The following is a 19,264-nucleotide window of genomic DNA, read 5'->3' as shown; positions in this document are numbered from 1 at the left end:
CTGGGCCCGGCCCGAACGCCCGCCCCCGGCCGCCCGGACACGCACCCCGCCCCGGTCAGACGCCCGGCTCGGCCGCTATTCGACCGTTGCGGACCGCGGTCACGAGCTCGGCGTGATCGGCCTCGGTGCGGTCGGCGTAGGCGACGGCGAAGGTCGCCACCGCCGCGTCCAGTTCGTCGTTCTTGCCGCAGTACCCGGCGAGCAGCCGGGGGTCGACGCTGTGGGTGTGGGCGCGGGCCAGCAGGGCGCCGGTCATCCGTGCGTAGTCGTCGACCTCCGCGGGGGCGAGGGCGGCGGGATCCACGCTGCCCTTGCGGTTGCGGAACTGCCGCACCTGGTAGGGCCGCCCCTCGACCGTCGTCCAGCCGAGCAGGATGTCGCTGACGACCTGCATCCGCTGCTGCCCGCGGATCACTCGCCGCCCCTCGTGGGAGACCTCCGGCACCTCGAACCCGGCCTTCACCACATGGGGCACCAGCGCCGACGGCCGGGCCTCCTTGACCTGGAGCACCAGGGGCTCGCCTCGGTGATCGAGCAGCAGCACCACATAGGAGCGCGTGCCCACGCTGCCCGTGCCCACCACACGGAAGGCCACGTCCTGCACCGCGTAGCGGGCCAGCAGCGGCAACCGGTCCTCCGGCAGCGTGTCCAGATAGTGCCCGAGCGATGCCGTGACCGCCGCCGCCTCGGCGTCCGGCACCCGCCGCAGCACCGGCGGCGCGTCCACGAAGCGCCGCCCGTCGCCCGCGCCGGGGACGGCCTCCGTCGCCTTGGCCGCGAAGCGGGCACTGGTGTTCCGCCGGGCCTTGTCGGCGACGCGCTCCAGGGTGCCGAGGAGGTCCTTGGCGTCCGCGTGCGAGACGAGCTCCTCGTCCGCGATCGCGTTCCAGGCGTCCGCCGCGGACAGCTTGGCCAGCAGCCGCAACGTGCGGCGGTACGCGCCGACCATGTCGAAGGCGGCCGTACGACAGGTGGCCGCATCCGCACCGACCTCCCGCCCCACCAGCACCAGCGAGGTCGCGAGCCGCTTCACGTCCCACTCCCAGGGGCCGTGGATGGTCTCGTCGAAGTCGTTCAGATCCATGACCAGATGGCCGCGCGCGTCGCCGTACAGCCCGAAGTTGGCGGCGTGCGCGTCACCGCAGAGCTGGGCACCCACGCCCGTGACCGGCGTCGTCGCCAGGTCGTACGCCATCAACCCGGCCGAGCCGCGGAGGAAGGCGAACGGGGAGGCCGCCATCCGGCCCACCCGGATCGGGGTCAGCTCCGGCAGCCGGCCGGCGCTGGACTGCTCGACCGCCGATACCGCGTCCGGTCGCCCGGCACCGATCGACAGCTCCTGGTGCGCGGCCCGCGGCACCCGCTGCCGCAGCTCCTTGCCGCGCCGGCGCAGCACCCCGCCGTAGGGCTCGCGCGCGAAGCCCGGCACATGGGGCAACCGCCGGGGCGCGACCGCTTCCCGCCCGTCGGCCGCCCGCGTCCCCACCGCCGGCCCCGATGACCCTGATGACGCCGATGTCGATGTAGGCCCCGCAACCGACGCCCGCGCCGAGGCCCCCGCCAGGGACCGCGCCGGCGGCCCCGCCGCCTCCGTCGCGTGCATGGCTTCGGACATCGCGCACCCCCGTTCCTCCGGCCGGCCGCAGATCAGCGTCGACCCGAGCACGACCGTACCCCGCTCCACCGCAGCCGTCAGATCCTGTGGATAACCGCCTGTGGACAACGTCCGGCGACGGTCGGCGACAGTTCCGCGACGCCCCTCGACAGACAGCAACGGCCGGCGACAAACAGGGGCGGCGTCCAGCGACGGCCGGCGTCAGACGGCAACGGCCTGCTACGGCTGCCCGGGCCGACGCCCGGCCGGCCGCCCCCGCTGTAACGGCCTCAGCCCCGGAACCGCTCCGGGCAGCCCCCGCCGTTCGACAGATAGGTCTCCGCCCACCGCCCCAGCTCGCGCAGCGCGGGCTCCATCGCCCGGCCCGCCTCGGTCAGCCGGTAGCTGACCCGCAGCGGCGGTCCCGCGTCCACTTCCCGCACGACCAGGCCGGCCGCCGACAGCTCGGCGAGCCGGTCCGACAGCATGCGCTCGCTGATCCCCGGGATGGCCCGCCGCAGGTCGGCGAAGTACGCCTGCTGCTCCAACAGCACGGCCACGACCAGGCCGGTCCACCGCTTCCCGAACAGCTCGAAGACGCGCGTCATGTCGTCCCCGACCCTCTTGCACCTCTGCTCGGGGTGTGCGCTGCGGTCTGTCATGCACACCAGCGTACTGCCGCCCGGTAGGGGGCTATAAAAAAGTAAGTAGCTGTGTTAACAATAGCTACGTACGGAACGGCGGCCCTTCCCCCGCCACCGATCCCACCCGAGCCGACCCGACCGAGCTGATACGGAGCCCCCGCATGCCCACGCTGCTGCACATCGACTCGTCCGTCTTCCCCGCCGCGGGGTCCGCCTCCCGGGCGGTCACGGCCGCCTTCCGCAAGGAGTGGGAGGCCCAGCACCCGAACGGCAGGGTCGTCTACCGCGACCTCCACGCCGACCCACTGCCCCACCTGGCCTTCGACGGCGCGTCCGCCGGCTTCATAGGTCCCGATGAGCGCACCCCGGAGCAGCAGGCCGCCTTCGCGCTCCGCGAGGAGCTGGCCGGCGAACTGGAGCAGGCCGACGCGGTGCTGATCGGCGCCCCGATGTACAACTTCACGATTCCGTCCGGCCTCAAGGCGTGGCTGGACCACGTGATCATCAACGGGCGCACCTTCGGCACGGAGAACCCCACCGCCGCCGGCACCCCGGTGGTCGTCGTCGCCAGCCGTGGCGGCGGCTACGGCCCGGGCACCCCGCGCGAGAGCTTCGAGTTCGTGACCACGTACCTGGAGAAGGTGCTCAACGGCGGACTCGGCCTGGAGGTCGAGTTCATCGTTCCCGAGCTGACCCTGGCCCGCTCGGTCCCGGCCATGGCCGACCTCGTCCCGCTCGCCGACGCCTCCCGGGAGAACGCCCACGCGGCGGCCGTCGCGAAGGCCAAGAGCCTCGCCACCCGCTTCGCCGCCTGATCCCACCTCGGGACCGCCCACCCACGTCGAGACCGCCCACCTCCAGACCGCCCGCCCTCAGAGACCGCCGCCCTCAGAGAGGGCCCTCGTCTCCGGGCGCGTTCCACAGGTGGTGCATGGCGTACGAACGCCACGGCCGCCAACCGTCCGCGTCCGCGGGCGAGGCACCCACCCGGCGCATCCCGACCCGCACCGCCGCGTCGCCCTCCAGCAGGACGTCGGGGTCGCCCAGCGCGCGCATCCGGATGTAGCCGGCGGTCCAGGGCCCGATGCCGCGCAGCGCCAACAGGTCCCGCCGGGTCCGCTCGCGGTCGGCGCCCGCGTCGAGCCGGATGGAGCCCTCGGCCAGGGCCACGCTCAGCGCGCGCAGCGTGGCCCGCCGGGTCTCGGGCATGCCGGTCTCCGTCAGCTCCGCCGCGGCCAGCTCCGCGACCTGCGGGAAGAGATGGGTGAGAGTGCCGCTGGGGGCGCACAGCGGCTGCCCGTACGCCGCCACCAGGGCGTCCCCCAGGCGGCGCCCCGCCGCCACGGACACCTGCTGTCCGAGGACGGCGCGCACGGCCAGCTCGTGCGGGTCCGCGGCACCCGGCGAGCGCAGCCCCGGCCGGGCCGCCACCAGGCGGCCGAGCACCGGGTCCGCGCCGAGCCGTGCCACGACCGCGTACGGGTCGGCGTCCAGGTCGAAGAGCCGGCGCATGCGCTGGGCGGCGGTGGTCAGGTCACGCAGGTCGCTCAGGAACAGCCGGCACTCCAGCCACCCGTCGCCCACCACCTCGTCCACCTCCGCGATGCCGACCCCGGCCGGCAGTCGCAGGGTGCGCCGGTAGCTGCGGGACCCGCGCTCGCCCACCACCTCCTCGACACCGGCGATCGCGCGCCGCGCGAGGTAGTCGAAGACCTCGGCCGCCGCGTAGGGGCCGCGGAACGCCAGGCGCAGCGGGATCCCGCCCGGGCCGGAGCCGTTCGCCGGGCCGGCAGCCTCGCCCGCGGCCACCCCGGCGCCCCCCACTGCGGCCGCCCCGCTCACCGCGGCCGTCCCGCCCACCGGTCGCGCCCCCGAAGTCGTCCCGCCCGCCGGTCGCGCCACCGGCCCGAAGCGCGAGGTGCGGCCGGGAACGGCGACCCGCAGCTCGCTCGGCGTGGCCGCGTAGATCTCCCGGATGGTGTCGTTGAACTGACGGATGCTGGAGAAGCCGGAGGCGAAGGCGATCTCGGCCGCCTGGAGTCCGGTGGTCTGCAACAGAACCCGCGCGGTGTGCGCGCGCTGCGCCCGGGCCAACGCCACCGGCCCGGCGCCCAACTCCGCGTTGAGCTGGCGCTGCACCTGCCGGGCGCTGTAGCCGAGCCGGGCCGCCAGCCCCGCCACGCCCTCCCGGTCCACGACTCCGTCACCGATCAGCCGCATGGCACGACCCACCACGTCTGCTCGGGCGTTCCAGTCCGCGGAGCCCGGCACGGCGTCCGGCCGGCACCGACGGCAGGCCCGGTAGCCCTCACGCTGCGCGGCCGCCGCGGTGCGGTAGAACCTGACGTTCCGGCGCTTGGGGGTGGTCGCCGGGCAGCTCGGCCGACAGTAGATCCCGGTCGTGGCGACGGCGAAGAAGAACTCCCCGTCGAAGCGTGCGTCCCGGCTGCGCACCGCCTCGTACCTGCCGTCATCGCCCAGCACATCCGCATCCGTCTTCACGCCTCCACTGTGCTGCCGGCCGGGCCGGGCCGCTGGCGGAAATCGGACATGACGTCCGCGACGAATCCGCCACTCCACGCGGCGGTCACCTTCACTCCGCCGCGATGTGAGCCGGATCACGCCGTCGGCTCTCGATCACGCCGGAGACCACCGAAGAGACCACCGGCGACACCGTCGACGAGACCGCCGGCGAGACCGTCGGAGACGGCAACCGGAGAGAAACCAGAGAAGCAACCGGAGGGGCAACCGGAGACGCGAGCGGAAAAGGGCGCCGCCCCGGTCCGCTCGGGCAGACAAGGCCAACAGAGGCCACAGGGGAAACGCGGACGCACAACGAGAAACGGGCCCCCACCGATGACTTTCGTCACCGACGGAGACCCGTCTCACTTGTGCGCGAGGGGGGAGTTGAACCCCCACGCCCTTTCGGGCACTGGAACCTGAATCCAGCGCGTCTGCCTATTCCGCCACCCGCGCATGGGTGCTGTCGTTAGTTTGTCACACACTCACCGGAGTGTTTCGGTCCGGATCTCTCCGGGCCCCGTGTGCGGCGCCTTCCGACATGCAGAACATTAGCACGCTGTGGAGCGTGCCTTCACACGCGTTCTCGTCGGCCTCCGCCCGGCCGCCCTCCCCCCGACCGGAGACCTCGCCGGTTGCGGGACACTGTCTTGAAGGCGCCTCTACGATCCCCTGTGAGAGGTGACACTGCTCCACAGGGCCAGGAAGGGGAACCACCCGATTTCCCGACGCGTGGATACGATCAGTAAGCAGTATCAGGACGACACTGAGGATGACTGAGGAAGGAGGTGCCCCGTGGGAGTACTGAAGCGCTTCGAGCAGCGTCTCGAAGGACTCGTGAACGGCACCTTCGCCAAGGTGTTCAAGTCCGAGGTGCAGCCGGTTGAGATCGCGGGCGCGCTCCAGCGCGAGTGCGACAACAACGCCACGATCTGGAACCGCGACCGGACCGTCGTCCCCAACGACTTCATCGTCGAGCTGAGCGCGCCCGACTACGAGCGGCTCAGCCCGTACGCCGGACAGCTCGGCGACGAGCTGTCGGGCATGGTGCGGGACTACGCCAAGCAGCAGCGCTACACCTTCATGGGCGCGATCAAGGTCCACCTGCAGAAGGCCGACGACCTCGACACCGGGCTGTACCGCGTGCGCAGCCGCACGCTGGCCGCCAGCGAGTCGCAGGGCGGGGCGTCCGGCGGACAGGAGCCCCAGCTCCAGCAGCACCCGCAGCCGCCCACCCAGCGGCCGACCGGGGGGCGCCCGGGCTCGTCCGGCTTCCCCGACCGGCCCGCGGGCGCGCCTCCCATGCCGAGTGCGCCGCCGCCCGCCGGCGGGGCCCGGTCCGGAGCGCGGCCTCCGGGGGCCGGCGGGGCCTCGTATCCGCAGGTCCGACGTTGGATCGAGATCAACGGCACGCGCCATCAGATCTCCCGGCCCACGCTCGTACTGGGCCGCAGCACCGATGCGGACGTCCGCATCGACGACCCCGGAGTCTCGCGCAGACACTGCGAGATCCGGGTCGGGACACCCTCGACCATCCAGGATCTGGGGTCGACCAACGGCATCGTGGTAGACGGGCAGCACACCACGCGCGCTACGCTCCGCGACGGCTCGCGTGTCGTCGTGGGCAGCACCACCATCGTTTACCGGCAAGCCGAAGGGTGAAGCGGGGGCAATGTCAGAGCTGACCCTCACGGTCATGCGGTTGGGTTTCCTCGCCGTACTGTGGCTGTTCGTCATCGTGGCCGTACAGGTCATCCGGAGTGACCTGTTCGGGACCCGGGTGACGCAGCGTGGATCGGCCCGCCGCGGCGGGCGCGGACCCGCCGGCCCCGACCGCGGCCAGCAGCAGCAGCGGCAACAGCAGCAGCAGTCCGCCCCGCCGCAGCAGCGCCAGCAGTCCGGCGGCCGGGCCGCCAACCGCGGCCGGCGCGGCGCGCCGACCAAGCTGGTCGTCTCCGAGGGGACGCTCACCGGCACCACCGTGGCCCTGCAGGGGCAGACCATCACGCTCGGCCGGGCCCACGATTCGACGATCGTGCTGGACGACGACTACGCCTCCAGCCGGCATGCCAGGATCTACCCGGACCGTGACGGCCAGTGGATCGTCGAGGATCTCGGGTCCACCAACGGCACGTATCTCGACCGGACCCGGCTCACCACGCCGACCCCTGTTCCGCTGGGCGCGCCGATCCGTATCGGCAAGACCGTCATCGAGCTGCGGAAGTAGTACGACCATGACGACCGGAGGGTGGGCAGCGTGGCAGCAAAGGGGCTGTTCCCGGAGCCGACGGGCGAGGTGCGCATGAGTCTGTCACTGCGTTTCGCCGCCGGGTCGCACAAGGGCATGATCCGGGAGGGCAACGAGGACTCCGGCTACGCCGGTCCGCGGCTGCTCGCCATCGCCGACGGCATGGGCGGTCAGGCCGCCGGTGAGGTCGCCAGCTCCGAGGTGATCTCGACCCTCGTCCAGCTCGACGACGACGTCCCCGGCTCCGACCTCCTGACCTCGCTCGGCTCCGCCGTGCAGCGCGCCAACGAGCAGCTGCGGGTGATGGTCGAGGAGGACCCGCAGCTGGAGGGCATGGGCACCACGCTCACCGCCCTGCTGTGGACCGGGCAGCGGCTGGGTCTGGTGCACGTCGGCGACTCCCGCGCGTACCTGCTGCGGGACGGGGTGCTGACCCAGATCACCCAGGACCACACCTGGGTGCAGCGGCTGGTCGACGAGGGCCGGATCACCGAGGAGGAGGCCACCACCCACCCGCAGCGCTCCCTGCTGATGCGCGCGCTGGGCAGTGGCGACCACGTCGAGCCCGATCTGTCGATCCGCGAGGTCCGGGCCGGCGACCGGTATCTGATCTGCTCGGACGGCCTCTCCGGGGTGGTGAGCCACCAGACCCTGGAGGACACCCTCGCCAGCTACCAGGGCCCGCACGAGACGGTGCAGGAGCTGATCCAGCTCGCCCTGCGCGGCGGCGGCCCCGACAACATCACCTGCATCGTCGCCGACGTCATGGACGTGGACGACAGCGACACCCTGGCCGCGCAGCTCAGCGACACCCCGGTGATCGTGGGCGCGGTGGCCGAGAACCAGATCCAGCTGGGCGACGGCGGTGCCGCGCAGACGCCGGCCGGCCGCGCCGCCGAGCTGGGCCGCGCCAACCGCTCGGTGCCGCAGCAGGGCGAGGTCCCCGGCGGCTTCGGGCCGCCCGGCAGCGGCGACCCGAGCCTGGGCGAGCTGCCGGACGGCAGCTACGGGGCCTTCGCCGACGCGGACTTCACCAAGAAGGGCGGCCGCGGCAGGTGGATCAAGCGGTCGCTGTACATCGGCCTGGGCCTGGCCGTGATCGCGGGCGGGCTCTACGGCGGGTACCGCTGGACGCAGAAGCAGTACTACGTGGGCGCCAACGGCGACCACGTCGCGATCTACCAGGGCATCAGCCAGGACCTGGCGTGGATCAGCCTCAGCAAGGTCCACGAGGACCACGCCGAGATCGAACTCAAGTACCTCCCCGTCGACCAGCGTGACCGGGTCGAGGACACCATCGCGGTCAGTGACCTGAGCGACGCCCGGAAGAAGACCAAGGACCTGCAGACGCTCGCCAGCGCCTGCAAGAAGGCGGACGATCTGGCCAAGGCCGAGGAGCAGCGGCGCAAGGCCGAGGCGGACCGGCGCAAGGCCGAGGAGCGACAGAAGGACCTCGCCAAGGACGGCCGGGGCGGCGGCGCCGCCGGCCAGCCGGGCACCACGCCGCCGGCCAGCCCGGCCGGCGACACCGAGGGCGGCATCGTCGTCCGCACCTCCTTCGTGGCCGCCCCGACGCCGACCCCGACCGCCGACCCGTCGACCTCCACGCCGTCCACCAAGCCCGCGACGCCGAGCGCCACTCCCACCCCGAGGCCGGGCCCCAGCCTCACCGAGGAGGAGCGTCAGGTGGTCCCGCAGTGCAGCAGCGCCCAGCAGTGAAGCCGTAGGGGGCCATCCAGCAATGAGCAGCAGTACCACCACTACGACCACCATCAGCACGGTGGGGCCGCCCAGTCGGCGCAACACCGAGCTGGCGTTGCTCGTCTTCGCGGTGATCATCCCGGTCTTCGCGTACGCCAACGTCGGCCTGGCGCTCAGTGACGAGCTGCCCTCCGGGCTGCTCAACTACGGCCTGGGCCTCGGCTTCATGGCCGCGGTCGGCCACATCATCGTGCGCAAGTTCGCGCCGTACGCCGACCCGCTGCTGCTGCCGCTGGCCACCCTGCTCAACGGTCTGGGCCTGGTGCTGATCTGGCGGCTGGACCAGTCCAAGCGGCTGGCGCGGACGGCCGTGGCGCAGAACGGCGAGTTCATCGCCTCCGCCCCCAGGCAGCTGATGTACTCCGCGATCGGCATCGCCCTGTTCGTCGCCGTGCTGCTGATGCTCAAGGACCACCGCCGGCTCCAGCGCTACACCTACATCTCCATGGCCGGGGCGCTGGTGCTGCTGCTCCTGCCGCTCGTGCCCGGCCTGGGCATGAACGTCTTCGGCGCCAAGATCTGGATCCGGGTCGCCGGCTTTTCCATCCAGCCGGGAGAGTTCGCGAAGATCGTCATCGCGATCTTCTTCGCCGGCTATCTGATGGTGAAGCGGGACGCGCTGGCGCTGGCCAGCCGTCGCTTCATGGGCCTGTACCTGCCCCGCGGCCGTGACCTCGGCCCCATCCTCGTGGTGTGGGCGATGTCCATCCTGATCCTGGTCTTCGAGACCGACCTGGGCACCTCGCTGCTGTTCTTCGGCATGTTCGTCGTCATGCTGTACGTGGCGACCGAGCGCACCAGCTGGATCGTGTTCGGTCTGCTGATGGCCGCGGGCGGCGCGGCGGTCGTCGGCTCCGTCGAGCCGCATGTCAACGTCCGCGTGATGGCCTGGCTGCACCCCTTCGCCGTCTACGACGACCCGCGCCCGAGCTGGGCCGAGACCGACCAGATCGCGCAGGCGATGATGGCGTTCGGCTCCGGCGGCACCATGGGCACCGGGCTGGGCCAGGGCAACTCCGACCTGATCGGCTTCGCCGCCAACTCCGACTTCATCCTCGCCACGGTCGGCGAGGAGCTGGGCCTGGGCGGCACCATGGCCATCCTGCTGATCTACGCACTGATCGTGGAGCGCGGCGTGCGCACCGCGCTGGCGGCCCGCGACCCGTTCGGCAAGCTGCTGGCGGTCGGCATGTCCGCGGCCTTCGCCATCCAGGTGTTCGTGGTCGCCGGCGGCGTCATGGGGCTGATCCCGCTGACCGGTATGACCATGCCGTTCATGGCCAACGGTGGTTCATCGGTGATCGCCAACTGGGCGCTGATCGCCGTGCTGATCCGTATCAGCGACACCGCGCGCCGTCCGGCACCGGCGCCGGCACCGAACCCAGACGCCGAGATGACCCAGGTGGTCCGCCCGTGAACAAGCCCGTGCGCCGCATCGCCATCTTCTGCGGCCTTCTGGTCTTCGCCCTGCTGCTCCGGGACAACTGGCTGCAGTTCGTCCAGGCCGACGAGCTCAAGGACCACGAGCACAACCGCCGGGTGCTGATCGCCCGCTACAGCCAGCCACGCGGCAACATCATCGTGGACGGCCGGGCGATCACCGGTTCGGTGGAGACCGACAGCACGGACTTCAAGTACAAGCGCACGTACAAGAACGGCGAGATGTGGGCGCCGGTCACCGGCTACGCCTCGCAGGTCTACGGCTCCAACCAGATCGAGAACCTCGAGGACAAGATCCTCACCGGCGACGACGACCGGCTGTTCTTCAACCGCACGGTCGACATGTTCACCGGCAAGGAGCGCAAGGGCGGTGACGTGATCACCACCCTCAACCCCAAGGCCCAGGAGGCCGCCTTCAAGGGGCTGGGCGACAAGCGCGGCGCCGTCGCCGCGATCGACCCGCGCACCGGCAAGATCCTGGCGCTCGCCTCCACCCCGTCCTACGACCCGTCGACCATCGCCGGCGGGACCGACAAGGACGAGGACGCCTGGAAGGCGCTGGACAAGAAGAACAACCCCGACGACCCGATGCTCAACCGGGCGCTGCGTCAGACCTACCCGCCGGGCTCCACCTTCAAGGTCGTCACCGCGGCCGCCGCGCTGGAGGACGGGAAGTACGGCAGCGTCGACGAGCCCACGGACTCCCCGCTGCCCTGGACCCTGCCCGACACCCGGGTCCAGCTGAAGAACGAGGGCAGCATTCCCTGCAAGAACGCTTCTCTGCGGGTCGCCCTCCAGTGGTCCTGCAACACCGTCTTCGGCAAGATCAGCGCCGACCTCGGCAACAAGAAGATGCAGGAGCAGGCGGAGAAGTTCGGGTTCAACGAAGAGGTCTTCACCCCGGTCCGCGCCGACGCCAGCATCTACCCGAAGGACAACCGGCCGCAGAACGCCATGGCCGGCATCGGCCAGGCCAGCAACCGCGCCACCCCGCTCCAGATGGCCATGGTCGCCGCTGCGATCGCCAACGACGGCGAGCTCATGGAGCCGTACATGGTCGACAAGCTGCGCGCCCCGAACCTGAGCATCATCGAGCAGCACGAGCCCAAGCCGATGGGCGAGCCGATCTCCTCCGACACCGCGCACAAGCTGCAGGACATCATGGAGACGGTGGTCGAGAAGGGCACCGGCCAGAACGCCAGGATCCCCGGCGTCACGGTCGGCGGCAAGACGGGTACCGCCCAGCACGGCGTGGCGAACAGCAAGAACCCCTACGCCTGGTTCATCTCGTACGCCAAGGGTGACAACGGCTCCCCGGTCGCGGTCGCCGTGGTGATCGAGGGCTCGGACACCACCCGTGACGACATCGCGGGTGGCAAGCTCGCCGCCCCCATCGCCCGCTCGGTGATGAAGGCGGTGCTCGACAGCGAGAAGTGACACCGGTCACGCCTGACGCCGATTCCGCAGATCCCTGTACCGGTCGGGTATCAGGTGAAGGTCACGGCCGGGACCCGCACACCGTGCCGGGTAGCGTAGGCGCAAGCAGCACATCGCCGGGCCCCACACCGGTGCGGTCGGGAAAGACGGAAGAGGGCTGGAGTAGCTATGGAAGAGCCGCGTCGCCTCGGCGGCCGGTACGAGCTGGGCTCGGTGCTGGGCCGCGGTGGCATGGCGGAGGTGTACCTCGCGCACGACACCCGCCTCGGCCGCACCGTCGCCGTGAAGACGCTGCGGGTGGACCTCGCCCGCGATCCGTCCTTCCAGGCCCGGTTCCGCCGAGAGGCCCAGTCGGCCGCCTCGCTCAACCATCCGGCGATCGTCGCCGTCTACGACACCGGCGAAGACTACGTCGACGGCGTCTCGATCCCGTACATCGTGATGGAGTACGTCGACGGCTCCACCCTGCGTGAGCTGCTGCACTCCGGCAGGAAGCTGCTGCCCGAGCGCTCGATGGAGATGACCATCGGCATCCTCCAGGCGCTGGAGTACTCGCACCGCAGCGGCATCGTGCACCGCGACATCAAGCCGGCGAACGTCATGCTGACGCGCACCGGCCAGGTCAAGGTGATGGACTTCGGCATCGCCCGCGCGATGGGCGACGCCGGCATGACCATGACGCAGACCGCCGCGGTGATCGGCACCGCGCAGTACCTCTCGCCCGAGCAGGCCAAGGGCGAGAGCGTGGACGCGCGCTCCGACCTCTACTCCACCGGCTGCCTGCTGTACGAGCTGCTGACGGTGCGCCCGCCGTTCGTCGGGGACTCCCCGGTGGCGGTGGCCTACCAGCACGTGCGCGAGGAGCCGCAGCCGCCGAGCACCTACGACCCCGAGATCACCCCGGAGATGGACGCGATCGTCCTGCGGGCGCTGGTCAAGGACCCGGACTACCGCTACCAGTCGGCCGACGAGATGCGGGCCGACATCGAGGCGGCCCTGGAGGGTCAGCCGGTCGCGGCCACCGCCGCGCTGGGCCAGGCCGGCTACGGCGGCCCCGAGGACCAGCCCACCACCATGCTCCGCCCGCAGGACCCGACGGCCGCGCCGACCTCGATGCTGCCGCCCGTGCGGGACGACGACGGCGGCTTCGGCTACGACGACCGCCCGGACCGGCGCCGCGGCGGCGGCGAGAAGAAGAGCCACACCTCCACCGTGCTGCTGGTCGTCGCCGGCATCCTGGTGCTGGTCGGCGCGATCTTCATCGGCAAGGCGGTGTTCGGAGGGGGCGGCAACAAGGACAACAAGGTCGATGTGCCCGTGCTCACCGGGAAGACGCTGAAGGAGGCCCAGGAGGCGGGCGTCAACGGCGGCTTCACGGTCAAGGCGACCGGCTCGGAGTTCTGCGATCAGAAACGCAACACCATCTGCAGCCAGGAGCCGAGCGGCGAGGGCGCCCAGGTCGAGCGGAACGGCACGGTCGAGGTGGTCCTGTCCAAGGGCAAGAAGCCCGCGGAGAAGGTCCTGGTGCCGGACGTCCTGAACATCCAGTTCGAGGACGCCAAGGCGGCGCTGGCGGCCAAGGGCTTCACCAACGTCAAGCAGGTCACCCAGATCTCCGAGCAGACCGCGGGCAAGGTCATCGACCAGAGCCCGCGCGACAAGCGGGTCACCCCGGACACCGAGGTCACTCTCACGGTGGCGATCGCGCAGACCAAGGCCGTCGTCCCGGACGTCACCAACAAGTCGCTCGCCGAGGCCACCGCGACCCTGACCGGCAAGGGCTTCAAGGTCCAGTCGAAGGAGGTCGAGAACGCCGACGTGGCGCCCGGCACGGTGATCAGCCAGACTCCGCCCGGCGGCCAGGAGGTCGCGGTCAACTCGACGGTCAACCTCGACGTCGCCAAGGCCCCGGCGACCCCGCAGAACGTCCCGGTGCCGGACATGAGCCGGATGACCCTCAAGGACGCCAAGAAGGCCCTGGAGGACGCCAAGCTCACCATCGGCACCGTCACCGGCCCGCAGGACGACAACGCGACCGTGCTGATCAGCACCCCGGCCGCCGGCACCCAGGTGCCCGAGGGCACCGCGGTCAACCTGCTGACCATGGTCGGCCAGCCCGGTGGCGACAACGGCGGGAACGGCAAGCCCGAGGGCGAAGAGGAAGACGACGGCTGGTGGGGCGGCACCAGCGGCTGACGCCAGCGCCGCCGGGCCGCCCAGCGGCCCACCGACAGCCACGAGAGAGCCCCCGGCACCGCCCATGGCGGTTTCTAGGGGTCGTTGCAACACGTGGTCGTGTTGATCAGGCCGCGAGCAGTTTATGCAGGCGCTCGGCTGGGGTTTCCCAGCCGAGCGTTTTGCGTGGGCGGCCGTTGAGTTCGGCGGCGACGGCGTCGAGGTGCTCGCGGCTGTGGGTGGACAGGTCGGTGCCCTTGGGGAAGTACTGCCGCAGCAGGCCGTTCGTGTTCTCGTTCGAGCCGCGCTGCCAGGGACTGGCCGGGTCGCAGAAGTAGACCGGGATGTCGGTGGCGAGGGTGAACGCGCCGTGGGCGGCCATCTCCGAGCCCTGGTCCCAGGTCAGCGAGCGCACCAGGTGTGCAGGGAGGGTCTTCACGGTTGTCACGAGGGCGTCGCGGACGAGTTCCGCGCTGCGGCCCTCGGGCAGGTGCAGGAGCATCACGTAGCGGGTCGCGCGTTCGACCAGGGTGCCGATCGCGGAGCCGTTGTCCTTGCCGATGATCAGGTCGCCCTCCCAGTGGCCGGGCACCGCCCGGTCCTCTGCCTCGGCCGGACGCTCGCTGATCATGACCATCGGGGTGGAGAAACGAGGCTGCCGCTGCTGGGCCTGGCGGCGTGGCATGCGCCGGGCGCGTCCCGAACGCAGGGCTCGGGCCAGCTCGCGGCGTAGTTCGCCGCGGCCCTGGACGTAGAGGGCCTGGTAGATCGTTTCGTGGACCACGTGCATCTCCGGCCGGTCAGGGAACGTCCGGCGCAGACTCTCGCAGATCTGCTCCGGACTCCACTTCAGGTCCAGAGCGTCCTGGATGAAGTCCCGCAGTGCGGTGTTCCGGCCGATCTTCCCCGGCTTGGGGCGGGGCCGGCGGGCATCGGCCCGGGCCTGGGCCGCGTGCGGCCGGTACTGGCCGCCCACCGGGTGCCGGTTGCGGCGGATCTCCCGGCTGACCGTGGACGGGCTGCGGCCCAGCTCGGCCGCGATCGTGCGGACGGTGGCCTTCTCCCGCAACCGGTCGGCGATGTGGATCCGGTCGGCCTCCGAGAGGTACCGGGATGGCGCGGAGGCCGCCCGCACCAGATGCGCGGGCGGCCTCGGCCGCTTCTTGCGGCCCTCGGGCCGACCGTTACGCCATTCACGGCCGGTCCGAGGGTTGACGCCGACGCGTCGGCTCGCTTCTACGTTGCCAAATCCCAGCTGCACGAGCCGGAAGTATTCCTCCCGTTCCCGGTGCAGCTTCCGGGGCCCCTGTTCCTTGCGGCTCTCACGGATCTTGAAGTCCATCGCATCCCCTGAGCTGGGGTGTTGCGACGACCACTAGAACCCAAGCATTCAGGTGCCGGGGGCTTCTCCGTGGCCTCGGGGGATCCTCTGGGAGCCCCGGGGAGGCCGCCACGTCGGTCGGCTGCGGAGCACGGGCTCGCGGGCTCACGGGCGCGGGGTCATGGGCGCGGGGTCAGCGGCTCACGTGGTCGGCTAGCGCAGCTCCGCGGGCGGCGTGCGGTCGGCGTCGACCTTCTCGGTGCGCACCAGCTCGCCCCAGACGATGTAGCGGTACTTCGAGGTGTAGACCGGGGTGCAGGTCGAGAGGGTGAGGTAGCGGCCGGGCTTCTTCCTGCCCGAGCCCTCGGGGACCGGGTTCAGCACGCCGACGTCGAACTTCGAGGTCTCGTCGAGCTTCGCGAAGACCTTGTAGACGTACCAGGTGTCGCGGGTCTCGAAGACCATCGGATCGCCGTCGTCCAGCCGGTGGATGTTGTGGAACTTCGCGCCGTGCCCGTCCCGGTGGGCGGCCAGGGTGAAGTTGCCCGTCTTCTCCCACGGCATCGCGGACTTCACCGGCTCGGTGTAGAAGCCCGCCACGCCGTTGTTGAGGACGCCGGTCGAGGTGCCCTTCTTGACCAGGATCTCGCCCTCCTTCAACGCCGGTACGTGGAGGAAGCCGATGCCGTCCTTGGTGTCGAGGCCGCCGGGGCCCTGGGCCCACTGCTTGCGCACCCGGTCGCCCTGCTTCCTGGCCTCGCGGTCGGCGAGCACGTTGGTCCACCACAGGGAGTAGACGACGAAGAGCGCGAGCAGCACACCGACGGTGATCAGCAGCTCACCGAAGACGCCGACGGCGGTGGCGATCCGGCCCCGGGCGCCACGGTTCGGGCGCGAGGGCACGGCCGTGGGGGTCGTCTCCGGTGCGGCCTCGGCGCTCTCGTCCCGGTCGTCTGTCGTGCTCGTGCCTGCCACCGCGTCGTGCTCCGTTCCTCGCTCACCCGACGAGCGCGTCCGGCTTGCCCTCGCTGCGCGGCCGCTCGTCGACCATCTTGCCCCAGACGATCATTCGGTACGTACTGGTGAACTCCGGCGTGCACGTGGTCAGGGTGATGTACCGGCCGGGGCTCCGGAAGCCGGAACCCGCCGGCACGGGGTCGATGACACCGGTGTTCGAGGGCGGGGTCTGCGGGAGGATGCTGCGCATCTCGTAGGTGAAGAAGGCCCGCTGGGTCTCCACGACGATCTTGTCGCCGGGCCGCAGCCGGTTGATGTAGCGGAACGGCTCGCCATGGGTGTTGCGGTGGCCGGCGACGGCGAAGTTCCCCTTCTCGTCCCACGGCATCGCGGTCTTCAGCCGGCCGTCGGCGTAGTGCCCGACCATCCCGCGGTCCAGGACCTTGTGCTTGTCGATGCCCTCCGCGATGGGCGCCTTCACATCGAGCTTCGGGATGTAGATGATGGCGAACCCCTCGCCGGGCGAGAAGACACCCGGGTCCCGGTCGCCCCGGTCCCACTTCTCGTGGAGGTTGTTCGCCGCGCCGTTGGCGAGCTGGTGGGCTCGTATGTTGCTCCACCACAGCTGGTACGTGACGAACAGCAGCATCAGCACGCCGACGGTGATGAACAGCTCGCCGACCAGCCGGCTGATGATCACACCGGGGCCGGCCCTGCGCGCCCGCGCCGCCTGTCTGGCCTCCATACGAGTGCGGGGCGGCCCCGCACCGGCGGTCTCCGCGCGGCCCCGCGGCCGCGGCGCCGCTTCCGGCGTCCCGCGCGGGCCGCGCCCGCGTCTGCCGCGGCGGGCGGCCTCCTGGGCGGCCCTGCGGCGGGCGGCCCGCCCCTCGGCGACCGGCCCCGCGGCCTTCGGCGACGCCGCACGCTCTTCTCCCGCCCCGCGCGGGGGCTCCGACTCGACCCTGCGGAGCACGGTGGTCGCCTCGGCCGCGGACTCCGGCTCGACCCGCCGCAGCACCGTCGTCCCGTCCTCGGCCGCCGGCTCCGTGGGCGCGCCCGCGGAGGAGGGCCTCGACGCGGGAGACTTCGGGGTGGCGGGCTTCGGAGCGGCGGGCCGGGGGTCGGCGGGCTCGGGGTCGGTGGGCCGCGGGTCGGCGGGCTCCGCCTCGATCCTGCGGAGCACCGCGGTCGCGTCGGCCGGCGGCGGCGTCCGACCGGCGGCGACCACGTCGGTCACGTCGGCCACGCGCAGCATCATCGTCTCGTCGTCCCGCAGCGGCTGTGCCACCTGGAGCGACGCATACGACCCGTAGCCCACTCCGCTCGTGGTGGCGGCGTCGGGCGCCGTGCCCGGCGGCTCCGCCGTCGGCAGCGGGTCGTTCAGCGGGTCCTCAAGGCCCTCGACGGCCGCCACGAACGCGGCGTCCTCGTCCTCGTAGCCACCGCGGACGTCCGGGACGTCGGGCGGGTACGGGACGGGCCGCGGGGCGCCGTGCGGGGCGCCCTCGCGCTCGGGGCGGAGTGCGGTCACTCGTCGGCCTTGCCGCCCGCCGTGCCGACCACGGGCGCCAGCCCCGCGGACCGCTCCACCGCCCCGGTGTCCCCGCACATGGCCAGCCAGTTGGCCAGCATCAGGTGACCCCACTCGGTGAGCACCGACTCGGGGTGGAACTGCACACCCTCGACCGGAAGTTCACGGTGGCGCAGCCCCATGATGATGCCGTCGGCGGTCCGCGCGGTGACCTCCAGCTCGTCCGGCAGCGCGGACGGCTCGGCGGCCAGCGAGTGGTAGCGGGTGGCGGTGAACGGGGAGGGCAGGCCCCGGAAGACCCCGGCGCCCTCGTGGGTGACCGGCGAGGTCTTGCCGTGCAGCAGCTCGGGGGCGCGGTCCACGACCCCGCCGTAGGCCACCGCCATGGACTGCATGCCCAGGCAGACGCCGAAGACCGGGACGCCGGTGTCGGCGCAGTGCCGCACCATCTCCACGCAGACGCCCGCCTGTTCCGGGGCGCCGGGGCCGGGCGACAGCAGCACGCCGTCGAAGCCGTCCTGCGCGTGCGCGGTGGAGACCTCGTCGTTGCGCAGCACCTCGCACTCGGCACCGAGTTGGTAGAGGTACTGGACGAGGTTGAAGACGAAGCTGTCGTAGTTGTCCACGACCAGGATGCGCGCGCTCATCGGTTCCCTGCCATTCCCTCGTCCACGGTCACGTCGTTGAACGGCAGCAGTGGCTCCGCCCAGGGGAAGACGTACTGGAAGAGCACGAAGACGATCGCCAGGATCAGCACGAGGGAGATCAGTGCCCGAACCCACGCGTTCCCCGGCAGATGTCGCCAGATCCAGCCGTACATGCCGTCCCTTCCGATCGCGGTGCAGCACCAGACTAAGGGGCCGGACCGGGCGCCGGAGGCTCAGCTGCGCAAAGCGTCCGGCTTGCCCGCGCCGACCGGCGCCGTGGCGTCCAGGTGGGCCCAGGCGATCAGCCGGTGGCTGTGGCCCCACTCCGGGTCGCAGGTGGTGAGCGTCAGATAGCGGCCGGACCGCCGGTGGCCGGAGGCGGCCGGCACCGGGTCGAGGACGGCGGTGTCGCTGGGCCGGGTGCGGTACGGCCGGCGGTCGACGCGGTAGGTGTACCAGGTGGTGCCGTCACTGAGCACCACGGCGTCACCGGGGCGCAGCCGGGGGAAGTCCTTGAACGGGTCGCCGTGGGTGCGCCGGTGACCGGCCACCGCGAAGTTTCCCCGCTCGCCGAGCCGCGCGGTGCGCGGGTAGTGACCGAGCCCCTTGGCGAGGGTTCCGGGGGACGTGCCCTCCAGCACGGGCTTCACCCAGTCGGCGCCGAAGCGGGGGACGTACATGGCGGCGAAGGGCTCGCCGGGAGCGTAGGGCCGCCGTCGCGGCTCGGGGGAGGTGGCGACCGCGCCGGTCGACCAGCGGTCCCGTAACCGGTCCAGCTGCTCGTCCATGGCGGCGTCCGCGCGCACCCCGCTCCAGTAGAGGACGTAGCCGACGAAGAGCACGAGCACGGCGCCGACCGTGATGCACAGCTCGCTGAGCGCCCTGACGACCAGCCGCACCGACATCGCCGGACCGCCCCCTCTCCCCTGGAGGCGCCTCCACCCCAGAGGTTTCTCTCCCAGAGGTCTCGGCCCTCCACGTCAGAGGCT

General features: G+C 71.6%; 16 protein-coding genes and 1 tRNA gene. 7 read left to right on the top strand and 10 right to left on the bottom strand.

Going from position 1 to position 19,264, the window contains the following annotated elements; translation table 11 throughout:
• Positions 1 to 55 precede the first annotated feature (55 nt).
• Complete coding sequence (locus LRS74_RS16715) at positions 56 to 1,486, bottom strand: DUF2252 domain-containing protein (RefSeq protein WP_277741741.1); 1,431 nt, start codon at positions 1,484 to 1,486, stop codon at positions 56 to 58.
• Between the two features lie 398 nt (positions 1,487 to 1,884).
• Positions 1,885 to 2,256, bottom strand: a complete 372-nt coding sequence (locus LRS74_RS16710; protein WP_277741740.1) for a helix-turn-helix domain-containing protein — start codon at positions 2,254 to 2,256, stop codon at positions 1,885 to 1,887.
• 143 nt (positions 2,257 to 2,399) lie between these two features.
• Between LRS74_RS16710 and LRS74_RS16705 the strand changes: the two genes are divergently transcribed.
• On the top strand, positions 2,400 to 3,053 hold the full coding sequence (locus tag LRS74_RS16705) for an NAD(P)H-dependent oxidoreductase (protein WP_277741739.1): 654 nt from the start codon (positions 2,400 to 2,402) through the stop codon (positions 3,051 to 3,053).
• 73 nt (positions 3,054 to 3,126) lie between these two features.
• Here LRS74_RS16705 and LRS74_RS16700 read toward each other — a convergent pair whose 3' ends face one another.
• Positions 3,127 to 4,719: an AlkA N-terminal domain-containing protein gene (locus tag LRS74_RS16700; protein ID WP_277744789.1), complete on the bottom strand. Its 1,593-nt coding sequence runs from the start codon at positions 4,717 to 4,719 to the stop codon at positions 3,127 to 3,129.
• A 411-nt stretch (positions 4,720 to 5,130) separates the two neighbouring features.
• Positions 5,131 to 5,214 (bottom strand) — tRNA-Leu (locus LRS74_RS16695).
• A 339-nt stretch (positions 5,215 to 5,553) separates the two neighbouring features.
• Here LRS74_RS16695 and LRS74_RS16690 point away from each other — a divergent pair.
• The 6 genes from LRS74_RS16690 to pknB all read left to right on the top strand — a co-directional run bounded on the left by LRS74_RS16690 (position 5,554) and on the right by pknB (position 13,840).
• Positions 5,554 to 6,420, top strand: a complete 867-nt coding sequence (locus tag LRS74_RS16690; protein ID WP_277741738.1) for a DUF3662 and FHA domain-containing protein — start codon at positions 5,554 to 5,556, stop codon at positions 6,418 to 6,420.
• A 10-nt stretch (positions 6,421 to 6,430) separates the two neighbouring features.
• Complete coding sequence (locus LRS74_RS16685) at positions 6,431 to 6,985, top strand: FHA domain-containing protein (RefSeq protein ID WP_277741737.1); 555 nt, start codon at positions 6,431 to 6,433, stop codon at positions 6,983 to 6,985.
• A gap of 75 nt (positions 6,986 to 7,060) precedes the next feature.
• Positions 7,061 to 8,725: a protein phosphatase 2C domain-containing protein gene (locus tag LRS74_RS16680; protein ID WP_277744788.1), complete on the top strand. Its 1,665-nt coding sequence runs from the start codon at positions 7,061 to 7,063 to the stop codon at positions 8,723 to 8,725.
• A gap of 22 nt (positions 8,726 to 8,747) precedes the next feature.
• Positions 8,748 to 10,184 (top strand): FtsW/RodA/SpoVE family cell cycle protein, encoded by a 1,437-nt coding sequence (locus LRS74_RS16675; RefSeq protein ID WP_277741736.1) that lies wholly within the window; start codon positions 8,748 to 8,750, stop codon positions 10,182 to 10,184.
• Positions 10,181 to 11,644 carry a penicillin-binding protein 2 gene (locus LRS74_RS16670; RefSeq protein ID WP_277741735.1) on the top strand — a complete coding sequence of 488 codons (1,464 nt, stop codon included), beginning with the start codon at positions 10,181 to 10,183 and terminating at the stop codon, positions 11,642 to 11,644. Before LRS74_RS16675 ends, LRS74_RS16670 begins: the two co-directional genes overlap by 4 nt.
• Before the next feature lie 168 nt (positions 11,645 to 11,812).
• The gene (pknB, locus tag LRS74_RS16665) at positions 11,813 to 13,840 is read left to right on the top strand and encodes a Stk1 family PASTA domain-containing Ser/Thr kinase (protein ID WP_277741734.1); all 2,028 of its coding nucleotides are present in this window, start codon (positions 11,813 to 11,815) and stop codon (positions 13,838 to 13,840) included.
• Between the two features lie 106 nt (positions 13,841 to 13,946).
• Here pknB and LRS74_RS16660 read toward each other — a convergent pair whose 3' ends face one another.
• The 6 genes from LRS74_RS16660 to LRS74_RS16635 form a co-directional block, all read right to left on the bottom strand.
• Complete coding sequence (locus LRS74_RS16660) at positions 13,947 to 15,161, bottom strand: IS30 family transposase (protein WP_277740628.1); 1,215 nt, start codon at positions 15,159 to 15,161, stop codon at positions 13,947 to 13,949.
• A gap of 192 nt (positions 15,162 to 15,353) precedes the next feature.
• A complete protein-coding gene (locus LRS74_RS16655; protein ID WP_277744787.1) occupies positions 15,354 to 16,043 on the bottom strand; it encodes a class E sortase in 690 nt (229 codons plus the stop codon).
• Between the two features lie 94 nt (positions 16,044 to 16,137).
• Positions 16,138 to 17,628: a class E sortase gene (locus tag LRS74_RS16650; RefSeq protein ID WP_277741733.1), complete on the bottom strand. Its 1,491-nt coding sequence runs from the start codon at positions 17,626 to 17,628 to the stop codon at positions 16,138 to 16,140.
• Positions 17,625 to 18,275, bottom strand: a complete 651-nt coding sequence (locus LRS74_RS16645) for an aminodeoxychorismate/anthranilate synthase component II (protein WP_277741732.1) — start codon at positions 18,273 to 18,275, stop codon at positions 17,625 to 17,627. Before LRS74_RS16645 ends, LRS74_RS16650 begins: the two co-directional genes overlap by 4 nt.
• Positions 18,272 to 18,448 carry a hypothetical protein gene (locus LRS74_RS16640; RefSeq protein WP_186318980.1) on the bottom strand — a complete coding sequence of 59 codons (177 nt, stop codon included), beginning with the start codon at positions 18,446 to 18,448 and terminating at the stop codon, positions 18,272 to 18,274. Before LRS74_RS16640 ends, LRS74_RS16645 begins: the two co-directional genes overlap by 4 nt.
• Before the next feature lie 60 nt (positions 18,449 to 18,508).
• Positions 18,509 to 19,180, bottom strand: a complete 672-nt coding sequence (locus LRS74_RS16635) for a class E sortase (RefSeq protein ID WP_277741731.1) — start codon at positions 19,178 to 19,180, stop codon at positions 18,509 to 18,511.
• Positions 19,181 to 19,264 lie beyond the last annotated feature (84 nt).

The organism is Streptomyces sp. LX-29 (assembly GCF_029541745.1).
Classification (GTDB): Bacteria; Actinomycetota; Actinomycetes; order Streptomycetales; family Streptomycetaceae; genus Streptomyces.
The sequence above is the reverse complement of the archived record's forward strand: the minus strand, read 5'-3'. Positions and strand labels throughout refer to the sequence as shown.

Coding starts and splice junctions, on each gene's coding strand:
- LRS74_RS16675 (WP_277741736.1), top strand. CDS start 8,748: ATGAGCAGCAGTACCACCACTACGACCACCATCAGCACGGTGGGGCCG.
- LRS74_RS16645 (WP_277741732.1), bottom strand. CDS start 18,275: ATGAGCGCGCGCATCCTGGTCGTGGACAACTACGACAGCTTCGTCTTC.
- LRS74_RS16710 (WP_277741740.1), bottom strand. CDS start 2,256: ATGACAGACCGCAGCGCACACCCCGAGCAGAGGTGCAAGAGGGTCGGG.
- LRS74_RS16635 (WP_277741731.1), bottom strand. CDS start 19,180: ATGTCGGTGCGGCTGGTCGTCAGGGCGCTCAGCGAGCTGTGCATCACG.
- LRS74_RS16705 (WP_277741739.1), top strand. CDS start 2,400: ATGCCCACGCTGCTGCACATCGACTCGTCCGTCTTCCCCGCCGCGGGG.
- LRS74_RS16685 (WP_277741737.1), top strand. CDS start 6,431: ATGTCAGAGCTGACCCTCACGGTCATGCGGTTGGGTTTCCTCGCCGTA.
- LRS74_RS16680 (WP_277744788.1), top strand. CDS start 7,061: ATGAGTCTGTCACTGCGTTTCGCCGCCGGGTCGCACAAGGGCATGATC.
- pknB (WP_277741734.1), top strand. CDS start 11,813: ATGGAAGAGCCGCGTCGCCTCGGCGGCCGGTACGAGCTGGGCTCGGTG.
- LRS74_RS16640 (WP_186318980.1), bottom strand. CDS start 18,448: ATGTACGGCTGGATCTGGCGACATCTGCCGGGGAACGCGTGGGTTCGG.
- LRS74_RS16660 (WP_277740628.1), bottom strand. CDS start 15,161: ATGGACTTCAAGATCCGTGAGAGCCGCAAGGAACAGGGGCCCCGGAAG.